The sequence below is a fragment of the Streptococcus sp. HJ1 genome (assembly GCF_052399005.1).
Classification (GTDB): Bacteria; Bacillota; Bacilli; order Lactobacillales; family Streptococcaceae; genus Streptococcus.
The window spans coordinates 204,046-220,143 of record NZ_CP199005.1; the positions used below are offsets into that span (position 1 = coordinate 204,046).

13 protein-coding genes are annotated in these 16,098 nt (G+C 41.9%); 10 read left to right on the forward strand and 3 right to left on the reverse strand.

The annotated features are described in order from the left end of the window. The first annotated feature begins 178 nt into the window (after positions 1 to 178). The 6 genes from ACT17O_RS01090 (at position 179) to ACT17O_RS01115 (ending at position 8,851) form a co-directional block, all read left to right on the forward strand. Positions 179 to 2,908, forward strand: a complete 2,730-nt coding sequence (locus ACT17O_RS01090; protein ID WP_444817552.1) for a Spy0128 family protein — start codon at positions 179 to 181, stop codon at positions 2,906 to 2,908. Positions 2,909 to 3,188: 280 nt separating this feature from the next. After that, a complete protein-coding gene (locus tag ACT17O_RS01095) occupies positions 3,189 to 3,647 on the forward strand; it encodes a CtsR family transcriptional regulator (RefSeq protein ID WP_444817553.1) in 459 nt (152 codons plus the stop codon). Position 3,648: 1 nt separating this feature from the next. Then, on the forward strand, positions 3,649 to 6,081 hold the full coding sequence (locus tag ACT17O_RS01100) for an ATP-dependent Clp protease ATP-binding subunit (RefSeq protein WP_444817554.1): 2,433 nt from the start codon (positions 3,649 to 3,651) through the stop codon (positions 6,079 to 6,081). Positions 6,082 to 6,228: 147 nt separating this feature from the next. Continuing rightward, complete coding sequence (locus tag ACT17O_RS01105; protein ID WP_444817555.1) at positions 6,229 to 7,287, forward strand: AAA family ATPase; 1,059 nt, start codon at positions 6,229 to 6,231, stop codon at positions 7,285 to 7,287. Between the two features lie 9 nt (positions 7,288 to 7,296). Continuing rightward, a complete protein-coding gene (gene pnuC / locus ACT17O_RS01110) occupies positions 7,297 to 8,076 on the forward strand; it encodes a nicotinamide riboside transporter PnuC (protein WP_444817556.1) in 780 nt (259 codons plus the stop codon). A gap of 1 nt (position 8,077) precedes the next feature. Beyond that, positions 8,078 to 8,851, forward strand: a complete 774-nt coding sequence (locus ACT17O_RS01115) for an NUDIX domain-containing protein (RefSeq protein WP_444817557.1) — start codon at positions 8,078 to 8,080, stop codon at positions 8,849 to 8,851. A 72-nt stretch (positions 8,852 to 8,923) separates the two neighbouring features. On the opposite strand, the gene ACT17O_RS01120 is transcribed toward ACT17O_RS01115, so the two are convergent. Then, a complete protein-coding gene (locus ACT17O_RS01120; RefSeq protein ID WP_261056848.1) occupies positions 8,924 to 9,154 on the reverse strand; it encodes a hypothetical protein in 231 nt (76 codons plus the stop codon). 286 nt (positions 9,155 to 9,440) lie between these two features. Here ACT17O_RS01120 and ACT17O_RS01125 point away from each other — a divergent pair, with 286 nt between their 5' ends. Continuing rightward, a complete protein-coding gene (locus ACT17O_RS01125; protein WP_173876688.1) occupies positions 9,441 to 10,124 on the forward strand; it encodes a hypothetical protein in 684 nt (227 codons plus the stop codon). 126 nt (positions 10,125 to 10,250) lie between these two features. Next, positions 10,251 to 10,937: a YoaK family protein gene (locus ACT17O_RS01130; protein ID WP_061418666.1), complete on the forward strand. Its 687-nt coding sequence runs from the start codon at positions 10,251 to 10,253 to the stop codon at positions 10,935 to 10,937. Positions 10,938 to 10,993: 56 nt separating this feature from the next. Here ACT17O_RS01130 and dusB read toward each other — a convergent pair whose 3' ends face one another. Together dusB and hslO are read right to left on the reverse strand one after the other, a co-directional pair. Next, positions 10,994 to 11,974 carry a tRNA dihydrouridine synthase DusB gene (gene dusB, locus ACT17O_RS01135; RefSeq protein ID WP_444817558.1) on the reverse strand — a complete coding sequence of 327 codons (981 nt, stop codon included), beginning with the start codon at positions 11,972 to 11,974 and terminating at the stop codon, positions 10,994 to 10,996. Next, on the reverse strand, positions 11,961 to 12,833 hold the full coding sequence (gene hslO / locus ACT17O_RS01140) for an Hsp33 family molecular chaperone HslO (RefSeq protein ID WP_203175228.1): 873 nt from the start codon (positions 12,831 to 12,833) through the stop codon (positions 11,961 to 11,963). The genes dusB and hslO overlap by 14 nt, the downstream gene beginning before the upstream one ends. Before the next feature lie 164 nt (positions 12,834 to 12,997). Here hslO and ACT17O_RS01145 point away from each other — a divergent pair, with 164 nt between their 5' ends. After that, positions 12,998 to 14,425 carry a helix-turn-helix domain-containing protein gene (locus tag ACT17O_RS01145; RefSeq protein ID WP_295330640.1) on the forward strand — a complete coding sequence of 476 codons (1,428 nt, stop codon included), beginning with the start codon at positions 12,998 to 13,000 and terminating at the stop codon, positions 14,423 to 14,425. Positions 14,426 to 14,584: 159 nt separating this feature from the next. Beyond that, a complete protein-coding gene (glpK, locus tag ACT17O_RS01150) occupies positions 14,585 to 16,093 on the forward strand; it encodes a glycerol kinase GlpK (protein ID WP_261027002.1) in 1,509 nt (502 codons plus the stop codon). The last annotated feature ends 5 nt before the right edge of the window (positions 16,094 to 16,098 follow it).

Sequence of the window (16,098 nt, forward strand, 5' to 3'; positions counted from 1 at the left end):
ATACAAGCGAAATCCTTGCTTGGATTTAATTGTTTCAAAGCTGATGAACATGCATGATTAGGCTTAATATTTAAATAAATAGTAAGTTAATATAAAAATAAATAAATTTTAGTTGACATCCTGTCATGAATCTGTATAATATAATTGAACCATTATAGACAATAAGGAGGATAATGTGGTGAAAAAGAGAACTAGTAAACTCTTTCATGGCTTGATGGCCTTGCTACTGGTTGTGTCAGTCTTTTTGCCTGCGCTAAGACTTAATGGCGTTGTTAGTGCTGCCGAAAAAACTGAATCAGAGTACACTTTGACTACAGAGCCGACGATTAATACGAACCGATTAGTCGATCATGCCAAATATGGTGAAGGTAAGTTCTATCTTAAAACAACTTACGCATTCCCAGACAATGTAACTCTGAAAAACGGTGATTTCATGGTTTATCACGTTCCAAATGAGTTTAAAATCGAAGTAGATTCTACTACAGATTTGAAAGCTCCGAACGGTGATACGATTGCAACGCTGACAACAGAGAAGGCAACGAATACTGCTAAGATTACAGTAACAAACGAAGAGTACTTTAAGAAGTTTAATGAGAACAAACAAATTGTTGCATCATTTACTGTAGTATGGGCAGACCATGTTGAAAAGAATAAGGAATATGAAATCAACATTCCTGGTGCAGGAGTTTATCATCTGACTCGTATCGTTCCAGACGTTGACCCAACTGGATTTACTAAATGGGGAGTTCAAGACTCAGACGATCCTAACTATGTAAACTGGCGTATCCGTGTTAACCGTTATGCAAAATCTTACACTGGTGTAAATATCCAAGATACTATTCCTGATGGACAAGTTCTTGCAAGTGAAATCACTGGTTACTACTTCCCAGACTGGGAAAATGGTTACGGAAGAACAAAATTGGATAGTGCTCATGTTCAAGTGACAGATAAGAACCATTTCTCAATTACACCTAATGGTGATGGAACCTTAGATCATAAAGGGCTTTATATCATGTATCGTACTCGTTTGACTAAACCAGTCAATCCAGTTACTAAACGTGTATTGAACAATGTAACTGTCACTACAAACGAGGAAGTCCAACCAATAGAATTTGAAGGTTTTGCACCAATTACAACTACTGACGGTATTGGTGTAGGTGCTAAATCGGATGAGGTTGCTCTAGAAGTGACTAAGAAACTTAATGGTAAAACTCTTGAAAAAGATGCATTTAGTTTCCAACTTCTAGATGATCAGGGTAATGTTTTACAAACTGTCAAAAATGATGAAAATGGTAAAGTGAAGTTTGAGGCAATCAAATACAAAGAAGCAGGAACTTTTAAATATACCATTAAAGAAGTTAATGATAACAAACCTGGATACACTTATGATGCGAACGTCCTTAAAGCAACTGTAACAGTAGAAGATGTTTTGGGTGAAAAATTAGCAAGCGTCAAATTTGAAGATTCTAAGAAAGAATTTACAAACTCATACGCAGCTAAAGAAGCAAAACTTCAACTTGAAGCTAAGAAAGTCTTGAACGGTAAAGCCCTTGAAGCTGGAAAATTTGAATTTGAGTTGAAAGAAAAAGAAAGTGACAAAGTCGTTGCGACAGCTAAAAACGCTGCAGACGGTAAGATTCAATTCCCAGAACTTACACTCACAGAAGAAAAAACTTATACATACACTATCTCTGAAAAAGCAGGTGATGTAGCCGGAGTTGAATACGATCCAAATGCTTATGAAGTAAATGTAGTCGTTAAAGATAACGGCCAAGGTCAACTTGTTGCAACACCAGATGCAGAGAACATTACTTTCACGAACGTTTATAAAGCTGCTTCAACAAGCGCGACAATCAAGGCTAAAAAAGTCTTGAATGGTAAAGAGCTTGTGGCTGATGCTTATACTTTCGAATTGAAAGAAACAGTTAAAGATAAAGATGTAGTTGTAGCTACGGCTAAGAATACTGCTTCAGGAGAAGTTGTCTTTAACGTCAACTACACAGAAGCAGGAGAGCACACTTACACTATCACTGAAAAAGCAGAAACAGAGTCAGGTGTGACTTACTCAACTGAATCTTACACAGTTAAAGTAACTGTAGCAGATAACGGTCAAGGTCAATTGGTTGCGACTGTAGAAAATCCGGATGCAGAACGTGTCTTCACAAATATTTATACAGCACCAGTTCCACCGGCTCCAACAGCTACATCAGCAACACTTGAGTTTACGAAAGAATTGACTGGTCGTGCTTTGGTTGATGGTGAATTCCAATTTGAATTGTATGAAGATACAAACAAACTGGATACAAAAACAAACCAAGCTGGAAAAGTAACGTTTAATGTAATCAACTATGATGCAGAAGGTGTTCATACTTATACTGTAAAAGAAGTGAATGCTGGAGCAACTGGTATTACTTACGATACAGAAAAGACTGTAAAAGTAACAGTAACCAAAGATGCAGCAACAAACGCCTTGAAGGCGGCTGTTGAATACCCAGCAGGTAGTGTCTTTAAGAACATCTACACGCCAGATCCATCGCCAACGCCAGATCCAGCACCAACACCAGATCCAGCACCAACGCCAGATCCAGCGCCAACGCCAGATCCAGCGCCAACGCCAGATCCAGCGCCAACGCCAGATCCAGCGCCAACGCCAGATCCAGCGCCAACGCCAGATCCAGCACCAACACCAGATCCAGCACCAACGCCAGATCCAGCGCCAACGCCAGATCCAGCACCAACGCCAGATCCAGCACCAACGCCAGATACACAACCAACACCTCCAGTAACTGAGGAAAAAGGTCAAGCTGAACTTCCAAATACAGGTGAAGCAACCTCTATCCTTTCTGCAATTGGATTTGTAGTATTGGCATTGAGCGGATTGGTATTCTTCGTAAAACGTAAAGCTTAGGCTTTCGTAGGAGAAACATGAAACTTGGTAAGTGAGAATATTTCTTCTCTCTTAAACTTGATAGAGAAAGTCTCTAGAAAATTCGTTTTCTAGGGGCTTTTTTGTTTTGAGACTATTAGTTTATATCACTCCACAAGACGTAAACTATCTAATGAAGGTGGTTAAAGTTGAAGATCTCACAATATTTTATTTTACTCGCTCCCTTTTCCTTTAAAAAAATTAAAAATTTCGGTATAATAGTCAAAGATAGTCAAGGTTCAAAGAAGGAGTTTGATTTACTATGAGATTTAAAAATACATCAGATCATATTGAAGCCTATATCAAGGCGATTTTAGACCAATCTGGTATCGTGGAATTGCAACGGAGCCAGTTAGCAGATACCTTTCAGGTTGTACCGAGCCAGATCAACTATGTCATCAAGACCCGCTTTACGGAAAGTAGAGGTTACTTGGTTGAGAGCAAGCGTGGTGGTGGAGGCTACATTCGCATAGGACGGATTGAATTTTCCAGTCATCATGAGATGCTCCGCGATTTGCTTTACTCGATTGGTGAGCGAGTTAGTCAGGAGATTTATGAGGATATTCTCCAGCTTTTGGTGGAGCAGGACTTGATGACCAAGCAGGAGATGACCTTGCTGACTTCTGTAGCAACAGATCGTGTCCTAGGGGAAGAATCCTCAGTTATCCGTGCCAATATGCTCCGACAGCTATTACAAGAGGTAGATAGAAAAGAGAAGTAAGATGAACTATTCAAAAGCATTGAATGAATGTATCGAAAGTGCCTACATGGTTGCGAGCCATTTTGGAGCTCGTTACCTAGAGTCTTGGCATTTATTGATTGCCATGTCCAATCACAGTTACAGTGTGGCCGGTGCGACTCTAAATGATTATCCTTATGAAATGGACCGTTTAGAAGAGGTTGCGTTGGAACTGACTGAAACGGACTATAGCCAAGACGAAATCTTTACGGAATTGCCCTTTTCCCATCGTTTAGAAGTTCTCTTTGCAGAAGCAGAGTATGTGGCCTCAGTGGTCCATGCAAAGGTGCTAGGGACAGAGCATGTATTATATGCAATCTTGCATGATGGCAATGCCTTGGCGACTCGCATCTTGGAGAGAGCAGGCTTTTCTTATGAAGACCAGAAAGATCAGGTCAGAATTGCTGCTCTTCGTCGCAATCTAGAAGAACGTGCAGGATGGACAAGAGAAGATCTCAAGGCTTTGCGTCAACGTCATCGCACAGTAACTGACAAGCAAAATTCCATGGCCAATATGATGGGCATGCCTCAAGCTCAAAGTGGTGGTCTAGAGGACTACACGCATGACCTGACGGAGCAAGCGCGTTCTGGCAAGTTAGAGCCAGTTATCGGTCGAGATAAGGAAATCTCACGTATGATTCAAATCTTGAGCCGTAAAACCAAGAACAATCCGGTCTTGGTTGGAGATGCGGGTGTCGGGAAAACAGCTCTAGCACTTGGACTTGCCCAGCGTATTGCTAGTGGGGGTGTACCTGCGGAAATGGCCAAGATGCGCGTTCTAGAGCTTGATTTGATGAATGTCGTTGCAGGGACACGTTTCCGTGGTGACTTTGAAGAACGTATGAACAACATTATCAAGGATATCGAGGAAGACGGAAAAGTGATCCTCTTTATCGATGAACTCCACACCATCATGGGTTCTGGTAGCGGTATTGACTCGACTCTGGATGCGGCCAATATCTTGAAGCCAGCCTTGGCTCGTGGAACTTTGAGAACGGTTGGTGCCACCACTCAGGAAGAATACCAGAAACACATCGAAAAAGATGCTGCCCTTTCTCGTCGGTTTGCCAAAGTGACGATTGAAGAGCCAAGTCTAGCTGACAGTATGACTATTTTGCAAGGTTTGAAAGCGACCTATGAGAAACACCATCGTGTGCAAATCACAGATGAAGCCGTTGAAACAGCTGTCAAGATGGCGCATCGTTACTTGACCAGTCGTCACTTACCAGACTCTGCTATCGACCTTTTGGATGAAGCGGCAGCAACAGTGCAAAACAAATCCAAGCATGTGAAAGCAGACGAATCCGACTTGACTCCAGCTGACAAGGCACTTATGGATGGCAAGTGGAAACAGGCAGCCCAGCTAATCGCAAAAGAAGAGGAAGTACCTGTCTACAAAGACTTGGTGACAGAGTCTGATATTTTGACTACCTTGAGTCGCTTGTCAGGTATTCCAGTCCAAAAACTGACTCAAACGGATGCTAAGAAATACCTGAACTTGGAAGCTGAACTACACAAACGTGTCATCGGTCAAGATCAAGCTGTTTCAAGTATTAGCCGTGCCATTCGCCGCAACCAGTCAGGGATTCGCAGTCACAAGCGTCCGATTGGTTCCTTTATGTTCCTAGGGCCGACAGGAGTCGGTAAGACCGAATTGGCAAAGGCTCTGGCAGAAGTCCTCTTTGATGACGAATCAGCCCTTATCCGCTTTGATATGAGTGAGTATATGGAGAAATTCGCAGCTAGCCGTCTCAATGGAGCTCCTCCGGGCTATGTAGGCTACGAAGAAGGTGGGGAGTTGACCGAGAAGGTTCGCAACAAACCTTACTCTGTGCTCCTCTTTGACGAGGTAGAAAAGGCCCACCCAGATATCTTTAATGTCCTCTTGCAGGTTCTGGACGACGGTGTCTTGACAGATAGCAAGGGACGCAAGGTGGACTTTTCAAATACCATTATCATCATGACGTCAAACCTTGGTGCGACGGCTCTTCGTGATGACAAGACGGTCGGCTTTGGGGCCAAGGACATTCGTTTTGATCAGGAAAATATGGAAAAACGAATCTTTGAAGAGTTGAAAAAAGCTTATCGACCAGAGTTTATCAACCGTATTGATGAAAAGGTGGTCTTCCATAGCCTATCTAGCGATAATATGCAGGAAGTAGTGAAGATTATGGTTAAACCTTTAGTGGCAAGTTTGGCTGAAAAAGGCATTGACTTGAAATTACAAGCTTCTGCACTGAAATTGTTGGCAAATCAAGGATATGACCCAGAGATGGGAGCTCGTCCACTTCGTAGAACCCTACAAACAGAAGTGGAAGACAAGTTGGCAGAACTTCTTCTCAAGGGAGAATTAGAGGCAGGCAGCACACTTAAGATTGGTGTTAAAGCAGGCCAGTTAAAATTTGATATTGCATAAAAATGGAGAATCAGGAGCAATCTTGATTCTCTTTTTCGCAATCTTTTTATAAAAAATGATAAAAAACTATTGACAAAACAAAAATATAGTTTATAATAAAAACATAGATAATAAAAATATTTAAAATTATAAAAAGGCAATAGGTTTATGAAAAAGAAAACAGCAGTGGTATTTGGAACCTTTGCTCCTCTTCATCAAGGACATATCGATCTAATCCAGCGAGCGAAGCGACAGTGTGACCGGGTCTGGGTTGTCGTTTCAGGCTATGAGGGAGACAGAGGGGAGCAGGTAGGTTTAACGCTTCAAAAAAGATTTCGCTATATCCGAGAGGCCTTTGGTGATGACGAGTTGACCTCTGTCTGCAAGTTAGATGAAACCAATCTTCCTCGTTACCCTATGGGCTGGCAGGAGTGGTTGGACAAAATGTTAGCGGAGATTTCCTATGATGAAACCCAGCAAGAACTAATTTTCTTTGTGGGAGAAGCAGACTACCAGCAAGAATTATCAAATCGTGGCTTTGAGACTGTCTTGCAAGAAAGAAAGTTTGGTATCTCAGCAACTATGATTCGAGAAAATCCAAGCAAATATTGGAAATATATTGCTCAACCCTTCCGACGTCAGTTTACAAAGAAAGTGTTGATTATGGGAAGTGCTAGCAATGGGAAGACCACTTTAGCCAAGGATTTGGCAAGGTATTACGATGCACCAGTCAGCTTGGAATACGCACGTGAGTACCAGATCAAAAACAATGTCCGCGACGATGAATTGACTCCAAAGGATTACTATTATCTCCTGTTGGGGCAGTATGACCAGACCTCTAAGTTAATCGATAGCAATGCCAATAGGGGACTGGTGATAGCAGACACCAACTCCTTAGTAACCAAGGGCTACTATGATTATTACATGGAGACTGAGGACCAAGGGGATTTATCGGGAGAGACTTTTGACAATCTTTTTGCCTCGATTTTAGCAAAGGAAAAATGGGACTTGATTCTCTTTGTACAACCTGTAGGCTCCTATGTCAATGATGGGTTTAGAGATATGACCATGGCAGAAGACCATATTCGTCATAGTTTTTCACAACATTTGGATCAGATGAGGGAGCGATATTTAACCAACATTCCTTTAGTTTATCTAGCGGAGAATTATCTAGGCAATTATGAAGCAGCAAAAGTGGCTATCGATGCCATTTACCAAGCAGATTAGGAGAAAAATATGAAAAAACTAACTGAAAAAATCACACAATTTATCGAAAACTTTAAAAATGTCCATGCAGAAGCCCGCAAGATCGGTTTTGCAGGAATGATGAACCTGCTCTGGAAAGATCTCTTTGTAGGACGCAGTCTCTTCCAGTGGTTGTATCTCATCGCCTTGTCAAGTGTTCCCTTAATCTTGGAATTCACGCAAAATACAGAAAGTCATGACTGGCTGAGCTTGTTTGCCTCTTGGACTGGAATTGTCTGTGTTATCTTGGTAGCAGAAGGGCGTGCAAGCAATTATCTCTTTGGGGCTATTAACTCAGCAATCTACTTGATCTTGGCCATGAATGCAACTTTTTATGGCGAAGTTTTGACGACCGTTTACTTCTTTGTCATGCAGCCGATTGGTCTCTATGCTTGGCTGTCCAATCGTATCAATGACCAAGGAAAAGCAGAAGAATCTCACTTTGAAGCCAAGAAATTATCTGTTTTTGATTGGCTCAAGTACTTGGCCTTGACTGCTATCATCTGGATTGGTATGGGCTTAGCTTACCAAAGTATCCATAGTGCTCGCCCTTTCCGTGATAGTGTTACCGATGCGACCAATGGTGTCGGTCAGCTCTTGATGACACGTCTCTATCGTGAGCAATGGATTTTCTGGATTGCAACCAATCTCTTTAGTATTTACCTCTGGTGGGGTGAAAATATCCATATTCAAGGAATGTACTGGGTTTACACACTCAATAGTCTAGTGGGTTGGTACCAATGGACCAAGGCAGTTCGTAAGGAGGCATAAAATGATGGACACAATGATTCCGGCAGGGATGACGGAAAGAGAATATTATGAAATTCATGCCAGTCAGGAGGAGTTTTTAGATTGGTACCACAAACAGGAACTCCCTCAATACGAAAAACCAAGTGTGACGGTGGATATGGTAGCCTACTGCTTTGTCGAAGGAAAGATCAAGCTCTTATTAATTCGCCGCAAGGCTCATCCTTATCAAAATTGTTTGGCTCTGGTTGGAGGCTTTATGGGTAAGGGTGAAGATGCTGCGCATGCCTGTCAGCGTGAGGTGAGAGAAGAAGTCAATCTCGATCTTCCTTTGGAAAAAATCGAGCAATTAATGACAGTTTCGACCCCTGGCCGTGACCCACGGGGCTGGACAGTGACCATTGCCCACTTGGTTTATTTGCCTAGTCGTGCATTAGAACTTGTTCAAGCAGGAGACGATGCCAAGGATGTCGTTTTTGTAGATGTCGATTTTCAGACAGGCAAGTGCTCCTTAGAGGGAGTAGAGTTGGAGGAGCAAGCCTTCGCTTTTGACCATTATGCCATTATCCAAGAATCCATCAAACGAATCCAAGGCCGCCTCGACTGGAATCCGACCTTCCTCTATCTGCTGGAGGAGGAGTTCACTGTCTACGAAGGAACTGAACTGGTCAATCTTATCAACCCCGGTCGTCCAATCGTCAGCAATAACTTTCTCGTAAAATACGGAGAATATGTAGAAGAAGTCGGACTCAAACGAGTACCTAAAAAGAAACCAAGAAAAACCTATCGATTGAAATAAAAAGCGAGGCCGGGAAAAAGTTCCCGACCTCTTTATTTGCCTTTATTAGTTTGATTTGCTGTTGCGACTGTTTTAGGGATGGCCATCTTTCTTAGAATTGCTCAACATGTGAGTAAAGAAGTCTTTGTATCGATACTTGAGATAGTTCTCATGTAAAAATAACAAGGCGATATAAACAATCAAAAAGATTGTAGTCAGATAAAACACATCAAATGCAGTTCTCGCATAGTAAGCGGCTGATTGATAAGAGCCAATTGCTCCCAAAATCAACCAAGGAAGATACTTATAATACTTATTTAGCATAAGAGTGCACCTCCTATATTTTATTTCAATGTTATTATATTCCTTTGCAGTTAAAGTTGAAAGCGATTACACAGGAGTGATTTAAAAATATTACTCAAAATAGAAATTTTTTTCTGTTTTTTCTATTAGATTACGAATAAAGGAGTAGGAGGAGTAAATGTATCTAAATTATGTGAGATTTTTAAAATAGTTTAGATAAATTGTTGACATATTCAAATTTGAATGTTACAATTATATTACAAAAAGATTTCTTTATATTTCTAAAACATTACAAAGGAGTAGAAAAATGAAAAAGAAAACCTATATCAAATTGATGGCAGCAACTGTATTGGCTTCTACCTTGCTATTAGGAGCTTGTGGAAATAAAAAGGAAACAACTCAAGCAAGTAGTTCTGCTAAGACAAGCCAGTCATCAAGTTCTAAAGCAACTTCTTCTAACAAAGAAAGCAAGACTCAGAAGTCCTCAAGTTCAGCTTCATCTGAAAAGGCTAAGGCGTCTACTGATCAATCTTCAGCAACTGCAACGCCATCACAAGCGGCACCTGCACCAGAGCAAAGACAAGGTCAAGAAGTGGCTAGTCAACAAACTCCTGCTCAGACTCCTTCAACTCAACAAGCTCCTCAAGCCCAATCTAACCAATCAAGCTATGATCCTACAACTGACCGCAAACTTCAAGACAAACAAGCAGAGCAAAATAAACGCTACAAGGGTGTTTTAACCATGGTAGATGGTGATTTCTCAGCTGCAGCGGGCAATTGGAAGGGAGCAAATGGCGAAACCATCACAGTTTCATCAGGTGGTCAATTTACAGTAGAATCTTCTGATGGAAAGAAAGAAAATTACTCTATCAAAGGCTATTCTTATACTCTTGATGATGGTAAGTATAATGCCAAAATTGGTGGAGGAAAAATCATCCAAATTACAACAGGAGCGGATGGTAAGGTTTCCAGTGTTGCTTTGAGTCAATAATAAAATTTGGTGCTTTAACTTTTACTAGAAATCGTGCTGTAAAAGAGTGAGCCAACTGTTTTTCACTTAGTTTCTCCAAGAGAAAGTGATATAATAAAAAAATCAAAGGAAAACGAGTGATAATACATGGCGGATAAATTAATATTACCTCAAAACACACGACTAATGGGAGTATTTCTTGGATTTGTAGGTGGTTCTTTGGATGTGTTTTGCCATATTCAATACCATAGTTTGGTAGCGACACAGACAGGGAATATTCTCCTACTTATATCTGATTGGCACGACTCAAATGTCATCAATACGATGCTGCGATTCTGCTCAATTATCTTCTTTTCTCTAGGATTTCTGTTTGCCCTACACATGAAAGAATACCGCAAAACGGCCTACTGGCGGGTTAAGATGTTGCTTCCTTTATTTATTGGGACACTTATTTTGCCTTTCTTTTCACGATTTCCTCTATTAGAAGTTCCTTTCATTGCTTTTGGAACAGGAATGATGATGCTAACATTTACGGGTAGCTTGATTGAAGATCATCCCTATGTCATTTTTATGACGTCTGGAAATTACCGAAAGATGTTGACCGCTTTGTATCGCATTGCTAGAAGAGAAGGAAATATCCAAGAATACCGTCGCCAAGCCTTAAATTATGGGATTGTTGTGGGAAGTTTCATAGTGGGGGCAATCAGCTTGGCTGTATTGATGCATTTTCTTCATGAATGGTCTGTTTGGATTATCAGCCTCAATTTGTTTTTGATTATGTCCTACTATATAGCTAGAGTGAAGCAATTAGATTTACAAGATGAAAACATATAAAAAACGACAAGACTCATTTTTGAGCTTTGTCGTTTTTGTGAGTTGTAGATGTGAGACTATGCTTTATCCAATTGCAAGAGGGCTTCAATCTCTGCCAGAGTGCTAGCTTGTGAAATGGCTCCACGGAGTTTGGCAGCGCCAGATGTTCCACGAAGGTAGTGAGGAGCGAGTCCACGGAATTCACGAACTGCGATGTTTTCTCCTTTGAGGTTAATCAAGCGTTTCAAGTGTTCGTAGGCGATTTTCATCTTATCTTCAAAGGTCAAATCAGGTAGGATTTCTCCTGTTTCAAAGTAGTGGTTAATTTGATTGAAGAGGTAAGGATTTCCCATGGCAGCGCGGCCAATCATAACTGCGTCAGCCCCGACTTCTTCGATGCGTTGCTTGGCTTCTTGGACAGTACGGATATCACCGTTGGCGATGAAGGGAATCTTGGTCAGAGCTTGAGCGACCTTGTGAAGGGTCTCAAGGTCTGCATGACCTGTATACATTTGCTCACGGGTACGGCCATGCATAGCGAGGGCAGAAACACCTGCTGCTTCAGCAGCGAGGGCATTTTCTACTGCCAGAGACGGGTCAGCCCAGCCGGTACGCATCTTGACAGTAAGTGGAATATCAAGGACAGACTGGACCTTGTTGATGATAGAGTAAATCTTATCTGGATCCTTGAGCCACATAGCACCAGCTTCGTTCTTCACGATTTTGTTAACTGGGCAGCCCATGTTGATATCCACGATATCGGTTTTGGTGTTTTCTTGGATGAATTCTGCTGCGCGTGCTAGGCTGTCTTCGTCGCTACCAAAGAGTTGGATAGAAACGGGGTTTTCACCTTCGTCGATATGAAGCATGTGCAGGGTTTTTTCGTTGTTGTATTGGATTCCCTTGTCAGAGACCATTTCCATTACAACGAGTCCAGCTCCGAGCTCTTTTGCGATGGTACGAAAGGCTGAGTTTGTCACGCCAGCCATAGGCGCTAAAACGGTACGATTGGGAATCTCAACATTGCCAATCATAAAGGGTGTATTAAGATTTGTCACGAATGAGTTCCTCCAGGTCGTTTTCATCAAAGTTATAAGTAGTTTGGCAGAATTGACAAGTGATTTCTGCCCCGTGGTCTTCCTCTTTCATTTCCTGTAGGTCTGAGATTGGAAGGCTAGCAAGAGCGTTCATAAAGCGCTCATGGCTACAGTCACATTGGAAACGGATTTCTTCTTCAGAAAGACGCTTGTAGGCCTCGTCACCGTAGATAGCCTTGAGGAGGGCTTCAATATGGTCTTCACTTTCGAGAAGCGTTGAGATAGCTGGCATTTCTTGGATGCGTTTTTCAAAGCGAGCAATCTCTTCTTCCTTGGCTCCTGGTAAGACTTGAACTAGGAAACCACCTGCAACCTTGACCTTGTCTTCCTCGTCCAAAAGGACATTGAGGCCGACTGCTGAAGGCGTTTGTTGGCTTTCAGTCAGGTAAAAGGCAAGGTCTTCACCAATTTCTCCAGAGATGAGGGGAGTCATAGAGTTGTAAGGATTTCCAGTACCATAGTCTGTGATAACGAGGAATTGACCATTTCCAACAAAAGGTCCGACTAGGACTTCACCAGTTGCAGTCTTTTTGATGTCAACACCAGGATTTTGAACATAGCCTTTGACATTCCCCTTGGTATCAGCGACGGTGATGATAGCACCTAGAGAGCTAGATCCCAGCACCTTAACTGTAAGTTTGGTATTTCCTTTTTCATTGGCTGCGAGAATCTGGCTAGCGATAAGAGTTCGACCGAGCGCTACAGTTGAGCTAGCTTGGGTTTGGTGTTTTTCTTGAGCAGTGCGGACGGTTTCTGTGCTATCAAGGACAAAAGCACGAAAGGCTCCGCTTTCTGATATAGTTTTAATAATTTTATCCATAGCTACTATTTTAGCATAAAAATGCCCAAAGGGGGAGCCGTGTGTTTGCTGATTTTTAGGATAATGGACCAGGAAATCAGCATGAAAATAAAAAGAGAAACAGATTATTTCAGCATTTGTAAGATTTATGCTATGCTTAAGGTAGAAAATGAAAGGGGTAACAAATGTATTTAGGAGATTTGATGGAAAAGGCTGAATCTGGCCAATTTTCAATCCTTTCCTTTCTATTACAAGAGTCTCAGACGACCGTCAAGGCTGTAATGGAGGAAACAGGATTTTCAAAAGCAACCCTAACCAAATATGTCACCCTTCTCAATGACAAGGCTTTGGATAGTGGCTTAGAGCTGACTATCTCCTTAGAAGATGAAAATCTGCGCCTGTCAATCGGTGCAGCTACCAAAGGGAGAGATATCCGGAGCCTGTTTTTGGAGAATGCTGTTAAATACCAAATTTTAGTCTATCTTCTCTACCACCAACAGTTTTTAGCCCATCAGCTGGCTCAAGAATTGATGATTAGCGAGGCTACGCTTGGTCGCCACTTAGCTAGTTTAAATCAGATTTTGTTAGAATTTGACTTATCCATCCAAAATGGACGTTGGCGAGGCCCAGAACATCAGATTCGCTATTTCTATTTCTGTCTTTTCCGCAAGGTCTGGTCGAGTCAGGAGTGGGAAGGCCACATGCAGAAACCAGAGAGAAAACAGGAGATTGCCACTTTAGAAGAAATCTGCGGTGCAAGTTTGTCTTCGGGTCAGAAATTGGACTTGGTTCTCTGGGCTCATATCAGTCAACAACGTCTCCGTGTCAATGCCTGTCAGTTTCAAGTGATAGAAGAAAAAATGCGAGGGTATTTTGACAATATTTTCTACCTTCGTTTGCACCGAAAGGCTCCGTCCTTTTTTGCTGGGCAACATCTTCCTCTAGGAACTGAGGATGGGGAGATGATGATTTTCTTCTCTTTCCTCCTATCTCATCGCATTCTTCCTCTTCATACTATGGAGTATATCCTTGGTTTTGGAGGGCAGTTGGCAGATTTGCTGACGCAATTGATTCAAGAAATGAAGAAGGAAGAGTTACTGGGCGGTTATACAGAGGATCATGTCACCTATGAACTCAGTCAACTTTGTGCTCAAGTCTATCTCTATAAGGGCTATATTTTACAGGATCGCTACAAGTACCAGTTAGAGAATCGCCATCCTTATTTGTTGATGGAACATGATTTTAGGGGAACGGCAGAGGAGATTTTTCATGCTCTACCTGCTTTTCAGCAGGGGACGGATTTGGATAAGAAGATTCTCTGGGAATGGCTCCAGTTAATCGAATATATGGTTGAAAATGGTGGCCAACATATGCGGATTGGTCTGGATTTGACATCTGGTTTTCTTGTCTTTTCAAGGATGGCAGCCATTTTGAAGCGGTATTTGGAATACAATCGTTTTATCACCATTGAAGCCTATGACCGAACTCGGCATTATGATTTGCTGGTTACCAATAACCCGATTCATAAGAAGGAACAGACCCCAGTTTATTATTTAAAAAATGACTTGGATTTGGAAGATTTGGCAGGGATTCGTCAGTTATTATTCACTTAAAAGGCTTGGTTGTTCCAGGTCTTTTTTGTGAAATTCACACAATCTCCTCACATTTTTTTAAAAATTAAAAAAAGTTGATGAACAAGAAAGCGCTTTATTTTATATACTAGTTACTGTAAAGAGGAAACATCCTCAAGATCTTTATAAGGAGGACAGCACATGTCACAAGAAAAATACATTATGGCCATTGACCAGGGAACTACAAGTTCTCGTGCCATCATTTTCAACAAAAAAGGAGAAAAAGTTAGCTCTAGTCAAAAAGAGTTTACCCAGATTTTCCCTCAGGCAGGTTGGGTAGAGCACAATGCCAATGAAATTTGGAACTCTGTTCAGTCAGTTATTGCGGGTGCTTTCATCGAAAGTGGTGTCAAGCCAAATCAAATCGAAGCAATCGGGATTACCAACCAGCGTGAAACAACTGTTGTCTGGGATAAGAAAACAGGGCTTCCTATCTACAACGCAATCGTTTGGCAGTCACGCCAAACAGCCCCTTTGGCTGAGCAACTAAAAAACCAAGGCTATGTGGAAAAATTCCATGAAAAGACTGGTTTGATTATCGATGCTTACTTCTCAGCGACTAAGGTTCGTTGGATTTTGGACCATGTAGAAGGCGCTCAAGAGCGAGCAGAAAAAGGGGAATTGCTCTTTGGTACTATCGATACTTGGTTGGTTTGGAAATTGACTGACGGTGCGGCTCACGTGACCGACTACTCAAATGCAGCCCGTACCATGCTTTATAACATTAAAGAACTCAAATGGGATGATGAGATTTTGGAAATCCTCAACATTCCTAAGGCTATGCTACCAGAAGTTCGTTCTAACTCTGAAATCTACGGTAAGACAGCGCCATTCCATTTCTACGGTGGAGAAGTGCCAATCTCAGGTATGGCTGGGGACCAACAAGCGGCCCTCTTTGGACAGTTGGCCTTTGAACCTGGTATGGTTAAAAATACTTACGGAACAGGTTCTTTCATCATCATGAATACCGGTGAAGAAATGCAGTTGTCTGAGAACAATCTTTTAACAACCATTGGTTACGGAATCAACGGCAAGGTTTACTATGCCTTGGAAGGTTCAATCTTCATCGCAGGAAGTGCCATTCAGTGGCTTCGTGACGGTCTTCGCATGGTTGAAAATTCACCAGAATCTGAAAAATACGCTCGTGATTCTCACAACAACGATGAAGTTTATGTCGTTCCAGCCTTTACAGGTCTAGGGGCTCCATACTGGAACCAAAACGCTCGCGGTTCTGTCTTTGGCTTGACTCGTGGAACAACTAAAGAAGACTTTATCAAGGCGACTTTGCAATCTATCGCTTATCAAGTCCGTGACATCATCGATACCATGCAAGTGGATGCGCAAACAGCTATCCAAGTCTTGAAAGTAGACGGTGGTGCAGCTATGAACAATTTCCTCATGCAGTTCCAAGCTGATATTTTGGGAATCGATATCGCACGCGCCAAAAACTTGGAAACAACAGCCCTAGGAGCAGCCTTCCTAGCAGGTTTGTCAGTAGGCTATTGGAAGGACTTGGATGAGTTGAAACTCTTGAACGAGACAGGAGAACTCTTTGAGCCATCTATGAACGAATCTCGCAAGGAACAACTTTACAAGGGCTGGAAGAAGGCTGTAAAAGCAACCCAAGTCTTTGCGGAAGTAGACGACTAATACTG